Annotated in this window: 13 protein-coding genes; 11 read left to right on the forward strand and 2 right to left on the reverse strand. The window is 66.6% G+C overall.

Annotation, left to right across the window (positions count from 1 at the left end):
- Positions 1-61 precede the first annotated feature (61 nt).
- Together ACSQ9I_RS14125 and ACSQ9I_RS14130 are read left to right on the forward strand one after the other, a co-directional pair.
- Positions 62-2,359, forward strand: a complete 2,298-nt coding sequence (locus tag ACSQ9I_RS14125) for an Orn/Lys/Arg decarboxylase N-terminal domain-containing protein (RefSeq protein WP_436303935.1) — start codon at positions 62-64, stop codon at positions 2,357-2,359.
- Positions 2,360-2,479: 120 nt separating this feature from the next.
- A complete protein-coding gene (locus tag ACSQ9I_RS14130; protein WP_093107565.1) occupies positions 2,480-3,037 on the forward strand; it encodes a fasciclin domain-containing protein in 558 nt (185 codons plus the stop codon).
- Between the two features lie 24 nt (positions 3,038-3,061).
- Here ACSQ9I_RS14130 and ACSQ9I_RS14135 read toward each other — a convergent pair whose 3' ends face one another.
- On the reverse strand, positions 3,062-3,979 hold the full coding sequence (locus ACSQ9I_RS14135) for a DNA ligase (protein WP_436313531.1): 918 nt from the start codon (positions 3,977-3,979) through the stop codon (positions 3,062-3,064).
- Positions 3,980-4,068: 89 nt separating this feature from the next.
- Positions 4,069-4,863, reverse strand: a complete 795-nt coding sequence (gene fabI / locus ACSQ9I_RS14140) for an enoyl-ACP reductase FabI (RefSeq protein ID WP_093107561.1) — start codon at positions 4,861-4,863, stop codon at positions 4,069-4,071.
- 37 nt (positions 4,864-4,900) lie between these two features.
- Between fabI and ACSQ9I_RS14145 the strand changes: the two genes are divergently transcribed.
- The 9 genes from ACSQ9I_RS14145 to rbfA all read left to right on the forward strand — a co-directional run bounded on the left by ACSQ9I_RS14145 (position 4,901) and on the right by rbfA (position 17,240).
- Positions 4,901-6,697, forward strand: coding sequence for an extracellular solute-binding protein (locus tag ACSQ9I_RS14145; RefSeq protein ID WP_436303937.1), 1,797 nt, complete (start codon positions 4,901-4,903; stop codon positions 6,695-6,697).
- 9 nt (positions 6,698-6,706) lie between these two features.
- The gene (locus ACSQ9I_RS14150) at positions 6,707-7,741 is read left to right on the forward strand and encodes a microcin C ABC transporter permease YejB (RefSeq protein WP_093107557.1); all 1,035 of its coding nucleotides are present in this window, start codon (positions 6,707-6,709) and stop codon (positions 7,739-7,741) included.
- A gap of 10 nt (positions 7,742-7,751) precedes the next feature.
- Positions 7,752-8,777: an ABC transporter permease gene (locus ACSQ9I_RS14155; protein ID WP_436290467.1), complete on the forward strand. Its 1,026-nt coding sequence runs from the start codon at positions 7,752-7,754 to the stop codon at positions 8,775-8,777.
- The gene (locus ACSQ9I_RS14160) at positions 8,774-10,396 is read left to right on the forward strand and encodes an ABC transporter ATP-binding protein (protein ID WP_436303938.1); all 1,623 of its coding nucleotides are present in this window, start codon (positions 8,774-8,776) and stop codon (positions 10,394-10,396) included. Before ACSQ9I_RS14155 ends, ACSQ9I_RS14160 begins: the two co-directional genes overlap by 4 nt.
- Before the next feature lie 20 nt (positions 10,397-10,416).
- Positions 10,417-11,622, forward strand: coding sequence for a YbfB/YjiJ family MFS transporter (locus ACSQ9I_RS14165; protein WP_436313532.1), 1,206 nt, complete (start codon positions 10,417-10,419; stop codon positions 11,620-11,622).
- A gap of 168 nt (positions 11,623-11,790) precedes the next feature.
- A complete protein-coding gene (gene rimP, locus ACSQ9I_RS14170) occupies positions 11,791-12,405 on the forward strand; it encodes a ribosome maturation factor RimP (protein ID WP_436315754.1) in 615 nt (204 codons plus the stop codon).
- A 17-nt stretch (positions 12,406-12,422) separates the two neighbouring features.
- Positions 12,423-13,907, forward strand: coding sequence for a transcription termination factor NusA (nusA, locus tag ACSQ9I_RS14175; RefSeq protein ID WP_093107547.1), 1,485 nt, complete (start codon positions 12,423-12,425; stop codon positions 13,905-13,907).
- A gap of 24 nt (positions 13,908-13,931) precedes the next feature.
- A complete protein-coding gene (infB, locus tag ACSQ9I_RS14180) occupies positions 13,932-16,847 on the forward strand; it encodes a translation initiation factor IF-2 (protein WP_436313533.1) in 2,916 nt (971 codons plus the stop codon).
- Positions 16,848-16,868: 21 nt separating this feature from the next.
- Positions 16,869-17,240 (forward strand): 30S ribosome-binding factor RbfA, encoded by a 372-nt coding sequence (rbfA, locus tag ACSQ9I_RS14185; protein WP_093107543.1) that lies wholly within the window; start codon positions 16,869-16,871, stop codon positions 17,238-17,240.
- Positions 17,241-17,242 lie beyond the last annotated feature (2 nt).

The raw sequence follows: 17,242 nt of genomic DNA on the forward strand, positions 1-17,242 counted from the left end.
TCAATTCCTTCATCTGAATTCCGTACACTTCGCGCCTATTTGCCAGTCCGGAGCCGCGCTCATGAAATTCCGCTTTCCCATCGTCATCATCGACGAGGACTTCCGCTCCGAGAACAGCTCGGGGCTCAGCATCCGCGCCCTGGCGCAGGCTTTCGAGAAAGAAGGCTTCGAGGTGCTGGGCGTCACGAGCTACGGCGACCTGAGCCAGTTCGCCCAGCAGCAAAGCCGCGCCAGCGCCTTCATCCTGTCGATCGACGACGAGGAGTTCACCGTCGGCCCCGACCTCGACCCCGCCGTGCTGAACCTGCGCAACTTCATCGGCGAGGTGCGGCGCAAGAACGCCGACGTGCCGATCTACATCTACGGCGAGACCAAGACCTCGCGCCACATCCCGAACGACATCCTGCGCGAGCTGCACGGTTTCATCCACATGTTCGAGGACACGCCGGAGTTCGTGGCCCGCCACATCATCCGCGAAGCCAAGAGCTACCTCGAAGGCGTGCAGCCGCCGTTCTTCAAGGCGCTGATCGACTACGCGGAGGACGGCTCGTACTCCTGGCATTGCCCGGGCCACTCGGGCGGCGTGGCCTTCCTGAAGAGCCCGGTGGGCCAGATGTTCCACCAGTTCTTCGGCGAGAACATGCTGCGCGCCGACGTCTGCAACGCAGTCGAGGAACTCGGCCAGCTGCTGGACCACACCGGCCCGGTGGCGGCCAGCGAGCGCAATGCGGCGCGCATCTTCAATGCCGATCACTGCTTCTTCGTGACCAACGGCACCAGCACCAGCAACAAGATGGTGTGGCACCACACGGTGGCGCCCGACGACGTGGTGGTGGTCGACCGCAACTGCCACAAGTCGGTGCTGCACGCGATCATCATGACGGGCGCTATCCCCGTCTTCATGAAGCCGACGCGCAACCACTTCGGCATCATCGGCCCGATCCCGCGGAGCGAATTCGAGCCGTCGGCCATCAAGGCCAAGATCCGCGCCAATCCGCTGCTCTCGCACGTGGATGCCGACCGGGTCAAGCCGCGCGTGATGACGCTCACGCAATCGACCTACGACGGCGTGATCTACAACACCGAAACCATCAAGGGCATGCTCGACGGCTACGTCGACACGCTGCACTTCGACGAGGCCTGGCTGCCGCACGCAGCCTTCCACCCGTTCTACGGCGCCTACCACGCCATGGGCAAGCGGCGCGTGCGTCCCAAGGAGTCGCTGGTGTTCGCGACGCAGTCGACCCACAAGCTCCTGGCCGGCATCAGCCAGGCCAGCCACGTGCTGGTGCAGGATTCGCAGAACCGCGCGCTCGACCGCGACCTCTTCAACGAGGCCTACCTGATGCATTCGTCGACCAGCCCGCAGTACGCGATCATCGCCAGCTGCGACGTCGCGGCCGCGATGATGGAGCCGCCCGGCGGCACCGCGCTGGTGGAAGAGAGCATCCTCGAAGCGCTGGACTTCCGCCGCGCGATGCGCAAGGTCGAAGCCGAGTTCGGCGCGGACGAGTGGTGGTTCAAGGTCTGGGGACCCGAGAAGCTGGTCGAAGAGGGCATCGGCCGCGCGAGCGACTGGATCATGGAAGGCGAATCGCGCACCGGCACGAACGGCAAGAACGGTTCGCGCAACTGGCACGGCTTCGGCAAGCTGGCCGACGGTTTCAACATGCTCGACCCGATCAAGTCGACCATCGTGACGCCGGGCCTGGACCTGCAGGGCAAGTTTGCCGAGACCGGCATTCCCGCCAGCATCGTCACCAAGTTCCTGGCCGAGCATGGCGTGATCGTCGAGAAGACGGGGCTCTACAGCTTCTTCATCATGTTCACCATCGGCATCACCAAGGGCCGCTGGAACACGCTGCTCACCGCGCTGCAGCAGTTCAAGGACGACTACGCGCGCAACCAGCCGATGTGGCGCATCCTGCCCGAGTTCTGCCAGCAGCATCCGGGCTACGAGCGCCTCGGCCTGCGCGACCTGTGCCAGCACGTCCACCAGCTCTATGCGCGCTACGACGTCGCGCGGCTGACGACCGAGATGTACCTGAGCGACCTGACGCCGGCGATGAAGCCGAGCGACGCCTACGCGCACATTGCGCACCGCAAGACCGAGCGCGTGGAGATCGACGAGCTCGAAGGCCGCATCACCACCAGCCTGATCACGCCGTACCCGCCGGGCATTCCGCTCCTGATCCCGGGCGAGGTCTTCAACAAGAAGATCGTCGACTACCTCAAGTTCGCGCGGCAGTTCAACACCGAATGCCCGGGCTTCGAGACCGACATCCACGGCCTGGTGGCGCGCATCGACGAGAACGGCAAGAAGCGCTACTACGCGGACTGCGTCCGCAACGCCGACTGAAGAAGGATCAGCCACGGCGCAGGATTGCGCGCGGTGCTTTGAATCCGCTTCGGCGAGCTCCTCGTATTGGTTGCAGCCGTCGCGCTTTCTGCGGCGGCTTCAATCCCAGAGGAGCTATTCATGAACCGTAGATTCCATCGCCTTGCATCCCTCACCCTGGCTGTCACGATGGCCGCTGCAGCGGCCTCGGCCGTCGCGCAGGTCATGGTCGGCGGCGCGCCGATGTTCGCCACCAAGGACATCATCGACAACGCCGTCAACTCGAAGGACCACACCACCCTGGTTGCGGCCGTCAAGGCCGCCGGCCTGGTCGAGACCCTCAAGGGTCCGGGTCCGTTCACGGTGTTCGCGCCGACCAATACGGCCTTCGCCGCCTTGCCCGCCGGCACGGTCGACACGCTGCTCAAGCCCGAGAACAAGGGCAAGCTCACGGCCGTCCTGACCTACCACGTGGTACCCGGCAGGCTGGACGCCGCCGCGCTCGGCGGGCAGATCATGGACGGCAAGGGCATGGCCACGCTCAAGACCGCCGCCGGCGGCACGCTGACGGCCAAGGCGAGCGGCGGCAAGATCATGGTCGGCGACGAGAACGGCGGCTGGGCCACCGTGAGCACGGCCGACGTGTACCAATCCAATGGCGTGATCCACGTCGTCGACAAGGTGCTGCTGCCCAAGTAAGGCAGCAGCACGCGGGAGCCTCGGTCAGGACGAGGACGCGAGGTCTTCCCGCACCCGCAGAAAGCGCGCGAACCTCGGCAGGCCGCCGGGGCTCGTGCCGTTGTAGCGGTAGTTCACCCAGCTGCCGACGGCCGGCGGCTCGTTGCGCTGGGCATCGCTGAAGCCGCTGCCGAGCCTGAAGCGCTTGCCCTCGGGCGTCTCGACCAGCAGCGCGCCCATTCGGCCCGCATGCTCGCCGCGGCCGGGAACATGCGCCAGCACGCGCGCATCCGCATCGTCGTAGGGCTTGAGCTTGAGCAGATCGCTGTTGCGTTCGGCACGGTAGAGCGAGGCTCCCCGGTGCAGCATCAAGCCCTCGCCGCCCATGCGCACCGTCTTGTCGAGCAGCGCCTGCAGCGACTCGTGCGTCGTCGCGCGCTGCTGCGGGACCGGCACCAGCCAGGGCGCATCCGTGATCGGCAGCAGCTTTCGCAAGACGGCGAGACGGGCCGTGAAGTCGCCGGGCTGGGCCGGCAGATCGAAGACCATGAAGTGCAGCTCGTGCCATGCCGCGTCGTTCGGCGTCTGGCTGCGCACCGTGGACACCGCCTGCGCGAAGCGGCCGCGGCCGGCCCACAGTTCGCCGTCCATCGGCACGGCGGGCAGCGAGGCGGTGAACCAGGCCGGCGCGACGATGCGTTCGCCGCCGCGCGTCCAGAGCTGCTTGCCGTCCCAGTAGCCGCGCACGCCGTCGTACTTCTCGCTGACCCAATGGTCGTCGAGTGGCATGCCGCGGCGGTACACCTCGGCGAGCATCAGCGTCGGGGCCGCTGTGTCGCGCGCCAAGGCCCCGGATGGGGCCGACAAGGTGCATGTGGCGGCCACGGCGCCGAGCAGGAGCGCTCGGCGCGACAGCTCGGCAGGCGCCTGCAAGGCGCGGCCTGAATGAATGCGAAAACTCATGATCGACTCCCCGCCATGTTTTATTGACAAGCCGGGGGATTATGAGAGGTGCGGCCGGCGGCCGGCGGCCTGCGCCGGTTGGACCAGGCTCAGCCCGCGGCCGGCTCGGCGATGCCGCCGACGACGTGGCTGAAGCCGCCGTCGACATAGGTGATCTCGGCCGTCACGCCGCTGGCGAGATCGCTCATCAGGAAGGCGGCCACGTTGCCCACTTCCTCGATGGTCACGTTGCGGCGGATCGGCGACACCTCGGCCACCACCGAGAGGATCTTGCCGAAGCCCTTGATGCCGCTGGCCGCCAGCGTCTTGATCGGGCCGGCGCTGATGCCGTTCACGCGCATGCCCTTGGGGCCCAGCGACTCGGCGAGGTAGCGCACCGAGGCCTCGAGCGAGGCCTTGGCCAGGCCCATGGTGTTGTAGTTGGGCAGCACCCGCAGCGCGCCCAGGTAGGTCAGCGTGAGCAGCGCCGACTTGTCGTTGAGATAGGGCAGGGCCGCCTTGGCCATTGCCGGGAAGCTGTAGGCGCTGATGTCGTGCGCGACCTTGAAGGCGTCGCGCGACAGGCCGTCGAGAAAATCGCCCGCGATCGCTTCGCGTGGCGCGAAGCCGATGCTGTGGACGAAGCCGTCGAAGGTGGGCCAGGTCTGCGAGAGATCGGCGAAGAGCTTGGCGATCTGGGCATCGTCGCCCACGTCGCAGTCGAAGACGAGCTTCGAATCGAAATCGGCCGCAAACTCGGTGATGCGATCCTTGAAGCGCTCGCCGACGTAGCTGAACGCGAGTTCGGCGCCCTGTTGATGGCAGGCCTTGGCGATGCCGTAGGCGATGGAACGGTTGCTCAGCACGCCCGTGATCAGGAATTTTTTGCCGGAAAGAAAGCCCATAAAGCGACCTCGTGAAAATCTTGTGCAGAATTCTCGCATGCGAGCTTGGCTGCTTCTGGTGTTGGCGCTCTCGGCAGCCCCCTCGTGGGCGGCCCATGCGTACGCGCAGTTCGGGGACGTCAAGTACGCGCCGGGTTTCACGCATTTCAGCTATGTGAACCCGAATGCGCCCAAGGGCGGCGAGATCCGCATGGTGCCGCCGACGCGGCCCACCAACTTCGACAAGTTCAATCCATTCACGCTCAAGGGCACGGCGCCATCAGGCCTCGGCAACCTGATGTTCGAGAGCCTCTTGACCGGCAACTCGGAGGAGCCGACCACGGCCTACGGCCTGCTGGCCGAGGACGTCGAGGTGGCGCCCGACAAGCGGTCCGTCACCTTCCGCCTTCATCCCAAAGCGCGTTTCAACGACGGTTCGCCGGTGCTCGCGGCCGATGTGGTGCACTCCTTCACCACGCTCACGGGGCCGCTGGCGGCACCCCAGTTCCGCACGATCTACGCCGAGGTGAAGAGCGCCACGGGCATCGGCGAGCGCACGGTGCGCTTCGACTTCGCGAGCCCCAATCCCGAGCTGCCGCTGGTCGTGGGCGGAATGGCGGTATTCAGCCGTGCCTGGGGCGCCGGCAAGCCTTTCGACCAGGTCACGACCGAGGTGCCGATTGCGTCGGGGCCGTACAAGATCGCCAACCCGCGCATGGGCCGCGACATCACCTACACGCGCGACCCGAACTATTGGGGGGCCGAGCTTCCGGTGCGCAAGGGCTTCTTCAACTTCGACCGCGTCACCTTCAAGATCTACCTGGACGACACCTCGCGCTTCGAAGGGCTGAAGGCGGGCGAGTTCGACTTCATGCGCGAGTTCACCTCACGCAACTGGGCGCGCCAGTACACGGGCAAGCAGTTCACGTCCGGCGAGATCCGAAAGCGTGCGTTCGAGAACCAGAACCCGGGCGACTTTCAGGGCTACGTGTTCAATGTCCGCAACCCGAAGTTCAAGGACATCCGCGTGCGGCAGGCCATCGGACTCGCCTTCGATTTCGAGTGGCTCAACAAGCAGCTCTTCTACGGCCTGTACAAGCGCGTGCAGGGCTACTACCCGAACAGCGAGTTCCATGCCGAAGGGCTCCCCAAGCCGGACGAACTGGCGCTGCTCGAGCCGCTGCGCAGCAAGCTGCGGCCCGAAGTCTTCGGGCCGGCCGTGATCTCGCCGAGTACCGCGCCACCCGGCAGCCTGCGCGAGAACCTGCGCCGCGCGCGCACGCTGCTGGCCGAGGCCGGCTGGACCTACCGCGACGGTGCCCTGCGCAACGACAAGAACGAGGTCTTCACCATCGAGTTCCTGAACGACCAGCCTTCGCTGATCCGCGTCGTGACGCCGTTGCAGACGGCCTTGCTGAAGCTCGGCATCCAGATGAGCTTTCGCACGGTGGACTTCTCCCTCTCGCAGCAGCGCATGGACAACTTCGACTTCGAGATGACCTCGGTGCGGCTGCCCGGAACCACGGCGCCGGGCGGCGAGCTGCTGGAATTCTTCGGCTCCAAGGCGGCCGCTACCCACGGCTCCTCGAACATCTGGGGCATCGCCGATCCCGCGGTCGATGCGCTGCTGCAGAAGGTGGTCGGCGCCACCACGCGGCCCGAATTGAGCGCCGCGATGCGTTCGCTCGACCGCGTGCTCTCGCACGGCTACTACTCGGTGCCGCAGTACTACGGCGACGCCTTCCTGATCGGCTACCGGCCCCGGCCCTTCGTGCTGCCGGACGTGATCCCGCCTTACTACCAAGCCGATGCCTGGGCCATGAGCACCTGGTGGGCATCGCCTGCCAACAAGTGAAGCCGTCATATGGCCAGCTACATCCTCAAACGCCTGCTGCTGATGGTGCCCACGCTCTTCGGCGTGCTGCTGCTGACCTTCGTCACGGTGCAGTTCGTGCCGGGCGGCCCGGTCGAGCAGATGGTGGCGCAGCTGCAGGGCCGCGACTCGGGCGGCGAACGCGCAGCCAGTTCCGGCGCGGGCTACCGCGGCCGCCAAGGTCTGGACGAAAAGCGCATCGAGGAGATCAAGAAGCTCTACGGCTTCGACAAACCGCCCGCCGAGCGTTTCTGGCTGATGCTCAAGTCCTTCGCGCGCTTCGATCTGGGCACCAGCTTCTACCAGCACAAGGATGTGTGGGAACTGGTCAAGGAGAAGCTGCCCGTCTCCATCAGTCTGGGTCTGTGGACCTTCTTCATCAGCTACCTCATCGCGGTCCCGCTCGGCGTGGCGAAGGCCGTGCGGGCCGGCTCGCGATTCGATTTCGTCACCACCTTGATCGTGCTGATCGGCTATGCCATTCCGGGCTTCGTGCTCGGCGTGGCGCTGCTGGTGGTCTTCGGCGGGCAGCTGCAGTGGTTCCCGCTGCGCGGCCTGACCTCGCCCAACTGGGACAGCCTGAGCTGGGGCGCCAAGGCGATCGACTACCTGTGGCACATCGCGCTGCCCGTGACGGCGATGGTGCTCGGCAGCTTTGCCGTGACAGCGATGCTGACCAAGAACTCCTTCCTCGAGGAAATCCGCAAGCAGTACGTGCTGACCGCGCGCGCCAAGGGCCTGGCCGAGCGCCAGGTGCTGTGGAAGCACGTGTTTCGCAATGCACTGATCCCGATCATCACCGGCTTCCCGGCCGCCTTCATCGGCGCTTTCTTCACCGGCTCGCTGCTGATCGAGACGCTGTTCTCGCTCGACGGGCTGGGCCTCCTGAGCTACGAGAGCGTGATCCGGCGCGACTACCCGGTCGTGCTCGGCACGCTCTATCTCTTCACGCTGATCGGGCTGGTGACCAAGCTGATTTCCGATCTCTGCTACGTCCTGGTCGATCCGAGGGTGAAGTTTGACTAACAGCAGCCCCGTGACCATTTCGCCCGGCCGCCGGGCCTGGATGCGCTTCAAGCGCAACAAGCTCGGCTTCTGGAGCCTCGTGCTCTTCACCGTCCTGGTGGTGCTGAGCCTGTTCGCCGAACTGCTTTCGACCGACAAGCCGCTGGTGGTGCGCTACGAAGGGCAGACCTACTTCCCGGTGCTGCGCGACTACTCCGAAAAGACCTTCGGCGGCGACTTCGAGACGCCAGCCGACTACCTCGATCCCTTCATCCGCGAGCGCATCACACAAGGCGGCAACTGGGCGATTTACGCGCCCAACCCCTACGGCCCCAAGACGCTCAACTACTTCGCGAAATCGCCGAACCCGGCCGCGCCTTCCAGTGAAAACTTTTTCGGCAGCGACGATCGCGGCCGCGACCTGCTGGCCCAGCTGATCTACGGCTTCCGCGTGAGCGTGCTGTTCGCGCTGGCGCTGACCGTCATCGGCGTCGTGCTGGGCATCGTCACGGGCGCGATCCAGGGCTTCTTCGGCGGCAAGACTGACCTCGCGTTCCAGCGCTTCATCGAGATCTGGGGCTCGATGCCGGAGCTGTATCTGCTGATCATCTTCAGCGCCGTGTTCGCCCCCAGCGTCGCGCTGCTGCTGATCCTCCTGAGCCTGTTCGGCTGGATGGGCCTGTCGGACTACGTGCGCGCCGAGTTCCTGCGCAACCGGCAGATGGACTACGTGCGCGCCGCACGCGCGCTCGGCGTCGGCAATCTGCAGATCATGTGGCGCCACATCCTGCCCAACAGCATGGTGCCGGTCGTCACCTTCCTGCCGTTTCGCATGAGCGCGGCGATCCTGGCGCTCACCTCGCTCGACTTCCTGGGCCTCGGCGTGCCGCCGGGAACGCCCTCGCTCGGCGAACTGCTGAGCCAGGGCAAGGCCAACATCGATGCCTGGTGGATTTCGCTCTCCACCTTCGGCGTGCTGGTGCTCACGCTGATGCTGCTGACCTTCATGGGCGACGCGCTGCGCGATGCGCTCGATCCGCGGAAGGCCGAAAAATGAGCCGGCCACTTCTGGACGTCCGCGGATTGCGCGTCGCCTTCGGCGGCAAAGAGGTCGTGCACGGCATCGACTTCGCCATCGCTGAAGGCGAAAAGCTGGCGCTGGTCGGCGAATCGGGTTCGGGCAAGACCGTCACGGCGCTGAGCCTGCTGCGGCTGGTGCAGAACGCCGATATCTCGGGTGCCGCAAGCTTTGCCGGCGGGGAGGGCGGAGGTGCAACACGCGAGCTGCTGTCGCTGCCGGAAGCCCGGCTGCGCGGCATCCGTGGCAAGGAGATCGCGATGATCTTCCAGGAGCCGATGACCGCGCTCAACGCGCTCTACACCGTGGGCGACCAGATCGCCGAGGTGCTCGAGCTGCACGAAGGCATGCCGGCGCGCGCCGCGCAGGAAGCCGCCGTGCAGTTGCTGGCCGACACCGGCATTCCGGAACCGGCGCGGCGGGCGAGGGCGTTTCCGCACCAGCTCTCGGGCGGCCAGCGCCAGCGCGCGATGATCGCGATGGCGCTGGCCTGCAAGCCGCGCCTGCTCCTGGCCGACGAGCCGACCACCGCACTCGATGTCACGGTGCGCGCGCAAATCCTCGAACTGCTGGCCGAGTTGCAGCGCAAGCACCACATGGCCGTGCTGCTGATCACGCATGACCTCAACCTGGTGCACCGCTTCGCCGACCGCGTGGCGGTCATGGAGGACGGCCACATCGTCGAGCAGGGCGCCGTTTCGACCGTGTTCGGCGCGCCGCAGCATGCCTACACCCGCAAGCTGATCGACAGCCGGCCGACGCGCGACGTGCCGCCCGTTCCCGCGGAGGCGAAGGGTGCGCCACCGGTGCTCGAAGCCAAGGCGCTGCGCGTCAGCTATCCGGTCTCGCGGCCCGGGGTGGCCGGCTGGTTCCGCAAGGGCGAGTTCGTGGCGGTGCAGGGCGCCGATTTCCGCATTGCGCAGGGCGAGACGCTGGGTGTCGTCGGCGAATCGGGCTCGGGCAAATCCACCCTTGCGCTCGCCGCGCTCGGTCTGCTCAAGTACGGCGGAAGCCTCGGCGTTGCCGGCCAGCGCTGGAATGCCGGCGGCGCGAGCGACCGCGCGCTGCGCCGCCAGATGCAGGTCGTGTTCCAGGATCCGTTCTCGTCGCTCTCGCCGCGCATGACGGTCGAACAGATCGTCGGTGAAGGCCTGACGGTGCACGCGCCAGGCCTCGACACCGCGGCCCGGCGCACGCGCGCACTGGCCGCGCTGGCCGACGTGGGCCTGAGCGAGGCGCAGTTCCCCTCGCTGCTCGACCGCTATCCGCACGAGTTCTCGGGCGGACAGCGCCAGCGTCTGGCGATCGCGCGGGCGCTGATCGTCGACCCGAAGCTGCTGGTGCTCGACGAGCCCACCAGCGCGCTCGATGTCACGATCCAGAAACAGGTGCTGGGTCTGCTGCAGCGACTGCAGCGTGAGCGCGGCTTGAGCTATCTGCTGATCACGCACGACGTCGAGGTGATCCGCGCGATGGCGCACCAGGTCATCGTGATGAAGGACGGTGCGATCCTCGAATCGGGCGGCGTCGAGCGCGTGCTCGATGCGCCCGAACATCCCTACACGCAGAAGCTGGTCGCTGCAGCGCTGGCAGATTAGAGAAAGACGGAGAGCACGAAATGTCGGCGATCGGAAGCGACCGGCGCGGCGCCTGGCGCGCAGCGCTCGCCTGCATGGTGAGCCTGGCGGTGGCGATGGGGCTGGGCCGCTTCGCCTTCACGCCCATGCTGCCGATCATGCTGCATGAGGGCAAGCTGGATCTGCAGGCGGGCGGGGTGCTGGCTTCGCTCAACTACCTCGGCTACTTCGTCGGCGCGCTGTCCTGCGCGGCGATCCGGCTCAAGCCGGCCACGATGGTCCGCGGAGCGCTGGTCGCCACCGCGGCGCTGCTGCTCGGCATGGGCCTGTGGGACAACTTCAGCGTCTGGGGCGTGCTGCGGACGGCGGCCGGCGTCATGAGCGCCTGGACCTTCGTCTTCGCCTCCGGCTGGGGCCTGCGGAGGCTGGCGGAAACGGGCGCCCCGACGCTGCAGGGCGTGATCTACGCCGGGCCGGGCGTCGGCATTGCGGTCACCGGTCTGGTGGGCGGCGCAGTGGGGCGCTGGGGCTCGGAGGCCGGCTGGATTGGCTTGGGCCTGCTGTCGCTGGTCCTGATCGCCGTGATCTGGCGCATCTTCAGCGACGGCGAAAGCGCGCACGCAGCGTCGCCGGCCGCCACCGCCGCGGCACCGAGTGAGGCTGAATCGGCCGCCGCGCGCAACGATGCGCGCTGGCTGGTCGGGCTCTACGGCCTGGCGGGCTTCGGTTACATCATCACGGCGACCTTCCTCCCGGTGATCGCGCGCCAGGCCTTGCCGGGCTCGCCCTGGCCCGATTTTTTCTGGCCCCTGTTCGGCCTGGCGATCGTTCCGGGCGCCCTGATCGGTGCGCGGGCGCCGGTCCACTGGGACAACCGGCTGCTGCTGGCGATCGCCTATGCGCTGCAGGCGCTGGGCGTCGTGCTTTCCGTAGCCTGGCCCACCATCATCGGCTTCACCCTGGGCAGCCTGCTGCTGGGCATGCCTTTCACCACCATCACCCTGTTCGCGATGCGGGATGCGCGGCGGCTGCGCGGCAACGCCGCGGCCGGGCTGATCGGCTATGCAACGGCTTCCTACGGCGTCGGCCAGATCCTCGGGCCGCTGTTTGCGGCGCCGCTGGCGCAGCGCACCGGCTCGTTCACGGTGCCGCTTTTGGTGGCTGCGGCGGTGCTGGCGTTCGGTGCCTTGCTTTTTGCGCTGGTCTGGTGGCGGTCGCAGCGGCCGGAAGGCGCTTTGACCACCTAGAAACCGACGTTCTTACACGTGTTTGGCATATAATTCGAGGCTCACGACCAAACGGGCGGGTACTCACCGCCCGTTTTTTATTGGTCGAAGCATTTCTCGATGCCGCAGGCGGGCAAGCAGGCAGGCGGGGGCGGCATCGGGGGCACACCAGAAGGCGCATACAGACACGTGGCATTGCAGCAGACAGTGGAACAAACCGTGGCCGGGCTCGGCTACGACCTGGTCGAGATCGAACGCTCGGCCGGAGGACTGCTGCGCGTGACGATTGATTTGCCCTGGAGTGGCCCCATTTCTGAGGCTGCAGCTGCAGCCGGTGCGCCGGAGCCTTTCGTCACCGTCGAAGACTGCGAGAAGGTCACCCGCCAGCTGCAGTTCGCGCTCGAGGTGGACGGCGTCGACTACAAGCGGCTCGAGGTGTCCTCGCCGGGTATTGACCGACCGCTGCGCAATGAGCAGGATTTCGAACGTTTCGCAGGCGAGGTGATCGACATCACGCTGAAGGCGCCCATGGGCGCGGCGGCGGCCGGCCAGGTGGCGGCCAACCGCAAGAAGTTTCGCGGCACGCTGGAGCGGGTCGCAGGGGCCGATGGCTCGCAGGGGTGGCAGATCGTCTGGAGCGATGCACCTGAGCCGAAGCCCGGTCAGAAGATCAGCAAGAAGCGCGCGCCTGCACCCCTGCAGGCGCTGGGTTTTGCATTGGACGAGCTGCGCGAGGCGCGGCTTGCGCCGATAGTGGATTTCAAGGGGCGCAGGCCCAAACCCGACACGACGGTGTCGGAATGAACAAGGAGAGTGGTGGCATGAATCGCGAAATGTTGATGTTGGTGGATGCGATCTCGCGCGAGAAGAACGTCGAACGCGACGTGGTTTTCGGCGCGGTCGAGTCTGCCCTGGCGCAAGCCACCAAGAAGCTCTACCAGGGCGACGTGGACATCCGCGTCGCGGTCGATCGCGACAGCGGCGACTATGAGACCTTCCGCCGCTGGCACGTGGTGCCCGACGAGGCCGGCCTGCAGCTGCCCGACCAGGAAATCCTGCTGTTCGAAGCCAAGGAAGAGATGCCCGACATCGAGGTCGACGAGTACATCGAGGAATCGGTGGAATCGGTGCCGATCGGCCGCATCGGCGCGATGGCGGCCAAGCAGGTGATCCTGCAGAAGATCCGCGACGCCGAGCGCGAAATGCTACTCAACGACTTCATGTCGCGCGGCGAGAAGATCTTCACCGGCACCGTCAAGCGGCTGGACAAGGGCGACATCATCGTCGAGGCCGGCCGCGTCGAAGGGCGGCTGCGCCGCAGCGAGATGATCGCCAAGGAAAACCTGCGCAACGGCGACCGCGTGCGGGCCATGATCATGGAGGTCGACCTCACGCTGCGCGGCGCGCCGATCATCCTGTCGCGCGCGGCGCCCGAGTTCATGATCGAGCTGTTCCGCCAGGAAGTGCCCGAGATCGAGCAAGGCCTGCTCGAGATCAAGAGCTGCGCCCGCGACCCCGGTTCGCGCGCCAAGATCGCCGTGCTCTCGCACGACAAGCGGGTCGACCCCATCGGCACCTGCGTCGGCGTGCGCGGCACGCGCGTCAACGCGGTCACCAACGAGCTTGCCGGCGAACGCGTCGACATCGTGCTGTGGAGCGAAGACCCGGCCCAGTTCGTGATCGGCGCGCTCGCGCCGGCCAACGTGTCGTCGATCGTGGTCGACGAGGAAAAGCATGCGATGGACGTGGTGGTCGACGAGGAAAACCTCGCGATCGCGATCGGCCGCGGCGGCCAGAACGTGAGGCTTGCCTCCGACCTGACCGGCTGGAAGATCAACATCATGGACGCCAACGAGTCGGCCCAGAAGCAGGCGAGCGAAACCGACGCCAGCCGCAAGCTCTTCATGGAGAAGCTCGACGTCGACGAGGAAATCGCCGACATCCTGATTTCCGAGGGCTTCACCAGCCTGGAAGAAGTGGCCTACGTGCCGATTTCCGAGCTGCTCGAGATCGAGAGCTTCGACGAGGACACGATCAACGAGCTGCGCTCGCGCGCCAAGGACGCGCTCCTCACGATGGAAATCGCCAGGGAAGAGAACGTCGAGAGCGTCTCGCAGAATTTGCGCGACCTCGAAGGACTCGATCCTGAACTCATTCCGAAACTGGCCGAGGCGGGTGTGCACACCCGCGACGACCTGGCCGACCTTGCGGTCGATGAACTCACCGAGATCACCGGCCAGAGCGCCGATGACGCCAAGCACCTCATCTTGAAAGCCCGCGAACACTGGTTCGCAGGCCAAGAGTGACGGTCATGGAGGCACGAAACCAATATGTCCAGTACCACTGTCGCCGAGTTCGCGAACGAGCTCAAGAAGACTCCCGAAATCCTGCTTGACCAGCTCAAGAGCGCGGGGGTGGCCAAGGCCGCCCCGACCGACGCGCTCACCGAGGCCGACAAGCAGCGCCTGCTCGGCTTCCTGAAGGCCAGCCACGGCACGGTCGAGCCCGAGCGCAAGAAGATCACGCTGACCAAGAAGTCGACCAGCGAGATCAAGCAGGCCGACGCCACCGGCCGCGCGCGCACGATCCAGGTCGAGGTGCGCAAGAAGCGCACCTTCATCCAGCGCGACGAGGGCCACCCGGCCACGCCCGAGCCGGCGCAGCAGCCGGCCGAGGCGCCGGCCGCCGCCGCGCCCGCCGCGCCGCGCATCGACGAAGCCGAACTCGCACGCCGCGAGGAAGAAGCGCGCCGCCAGGCCGAACTGATCCGCCGCCAGGAAGAAGAACTGGTCGAGAAGCGTCGCCTGCGCGAGGAAACCGAAGCGCGCGAACGCGAAAAGATCGAGCGCGCCGAACAGGCCGAGCAGGAAGCCAAGGCTGCCCGCAGCAAGAAGGCCGCGGAGAAGCCCGCCACCGTGACCGAAGGTGCGCCCGAAGCGCCCGAGGAAGCACCGGCGGTGAGCAACCGCAAGGCCGCTGCCGAGGCTGCCGCCGCCCAGGTCAAGGAAGACGCCAAGGCCAAGGCGGCCGCCGAATCGAAGGCCCGTGCCGACGAGGAAGCCGTGCGCGCCAAGGACCTCGACGAGCGCCGCCGCAAGGCCCTGGCCGAGGCGGAAGCCATCCGCGCCATGATGAATGCACCGGCGCGCGTGCTGGTGCCGCACAAGGCACCCGAGAAACCTGCGCCTGAAGCCAAGGCCGCGGTCAAGGGAACGCTGCACAAGCCGGCCACGCCCGCCGCCCGCACGGCGGCGCCGGCTGCGCCCGGCACGACGGCACCCGGCGCCGCCGGCGCCGGCAAGGAAGTCAAGTCGGCCAAGCTCTCGTCGAGCTGGGCCGGCGACACGGCCAAGAAGAAGGAAATCAAGACCCGCGGCGATGCCAGCGGCGGTGTCGGCCGCGGCAACTGGCGCGGGGGCCCGCGCGGGCGCCGCGGCAACGACCGCGGAGGCCAGGAAGAACGCGTGCAGGCCGCGCCGGTGGAGGCGCGCGTGCTCGAAGTGCACGTGCCCGAAACCATCACGGTCTCGGAACTCGCGCACAAGATGGCCGTCAAGGCGTCGGAAGTCATCAAGCAACTGATGAAGCTCGGCCAGATGGCGACCATCAACCAGTCGCTGGACCAGGACACCGCGATGATCATCGTGGAGGACATGGGCCATACCGCGGTGGTCGCCGCGCTGGACGATCCGGAAGCCTTCACCGACGAGGACGTGTCTGCGCAGAACGCCGAAGCGCTGCCGCGCGCACCGGTCGTGACCGTCATGGGCCACGTCGACCATGGCAAGACCTCGCTGCTCGACCACATCCGCCGCGCCAAGGTCGCCGCGGGGGAAGCCGGCGGCATCACGCAGCACATCGGCGCCTACCACGTCCAGACGGAGCGTGGCATGGTGTCCTTCCTCGACACCCCGGGCCACGAGGCCTTCACCGCCATGCGTGCCCGCGGTGCGCAGGCCACCGACATCGTGATCCTGGTGGTGGCGGCGGACGACGGCGTCATGCCCCAGACCAAGGAAGCCATCAAGCACGCGAAAGCGGCGGGTGTGCCGATCGTGGTCGCGATCAACAAGATCGACAAGCCCGATGCCAACCTCGAGCGCGTCAAGCAGGAGCTGGTGGCCGAGGAAGTGGTGCCCGAAGAGTACGGCGGCGATACGCCCTTCGTCCCGGTCTCCGCCAAGACCGGGCAGGGCGTCGACAACCTGCTCGAACAGGTGCTGCTGCAGGCCGAAGTGCTGGAACTCAAGGCGCCGGTGGATGCCGCGGCCAAGGGCCTGGTCATCGAAGCGCAGCTCGACAAGGGCCGCGGCCCGGTCGCCACCGTGCTGGTGCAGTCCGGCACGCTCAAGACCGGCGACGTGGTACTGGCCGGCTCGACCTTCGGCCGCGTGCGCGCCATGCTCGACGAGGACGGCAAGACCATCAAGACGGCCGGCCCCTCGATCCCGGTCGAGATCCAGGGTCTGACAGAAGTGCCGCAGGCCGGCGACGAGTTCATGGTGATGGGCGATGAGCGCCGCGCGCGCGAGATCGCGACCTACCGCGCGGGCAAGTTCCGCAACACCAAGCTGGCCAAGCAGCAGGCTGCCAAGTTCGAGAACATGTTCTCGGACCTGAGCGCCGGCGAAGTCAAGATGGTGCCGATCATCATCAAGGCCGACGTGCAGGGTTCGCAGGAAGCGCTCGCGCAGTCCCTGCTCAAGCTCTCGAACGACGAGGTCAAGGTGCAGGTCGTGTACGCCGCGGTGGGCGGCATCAGCGAGTCGGACATCAACCTCGCGATCGCCTCCAAGGCCATGGTCATCGGCTTCAACGTGCGCGCCGATGCCGGTGCGCGCAAGCTGGCCGAAGGCAACAACGTCGGCATCAGCTACTACAGCATCATCTATGACGCTGTCGACGAGCTGAAGACGGCGATGGCCGGCATGCTGGCACCGGAGCGGCGCGAAGAGGTCATCGGCTCGGCCGAGATCCGCACCGTCTTCGTGGCGTCCAAGATCGGTACGGTCGCGGGCTGTATGGTCACCGCGGGTTCGGTCAACCGCAGCGCGCATTTCCGCCTGCTGCGCGACAACGTGGTCGTCTACACCGGCGAGATCGACTCGATCAAGCGCCTGAAGGACGACGTGCGCGAAGTGCGCGAAGGCTTCGAGTGCGGTATCAAGCTCAAGAACTACAACGACATCAAGGAAGGTGATCAGCTGGAGTTCTTCGAGATCAAGGAAATCGCCCGGACGCTGTAAGCGCCCGATGCGACCCTGGCCATGCCCAAGAGAAAAGCCGCTGCCCCCAACCGCGCCTTCAAGGTCGCCGATCAGATCCAGCGCGATCTGACGGAGTTGATCGCGCGCGAGTTGAAGGATCCGCGGGTGGGCATGGTCACGATCCAGGCGGTCGAGGTCACGCCCGACTACGCGCATGCGAAGGTCTTCTTCAGCCTGCTCGTCGGCGACCCGGTGGAAACCACCGAAGCGCTGAACCAGGCCGCGGGCTTCCTGCGCAACGGCCTCTTCAAGCGCCTGCACATCCACACCGTGCCCACGCTGCATTTCCAGTTCGACCGCACGACCGAGCGCGCCGCCGACATGAATGCGCTGATTGCGCAGGCCGTCGCTTCACGTTCCAAAGACGACTGAAG

This window comes from Variovorax sp. LjRoot84, assembly GCF_964254305.1.
GTDB lineage: Bacteria > Pseudomonadota > Gammaproteobacteria > Burkholderiales > Burkholderiaceae_C > Variovorax.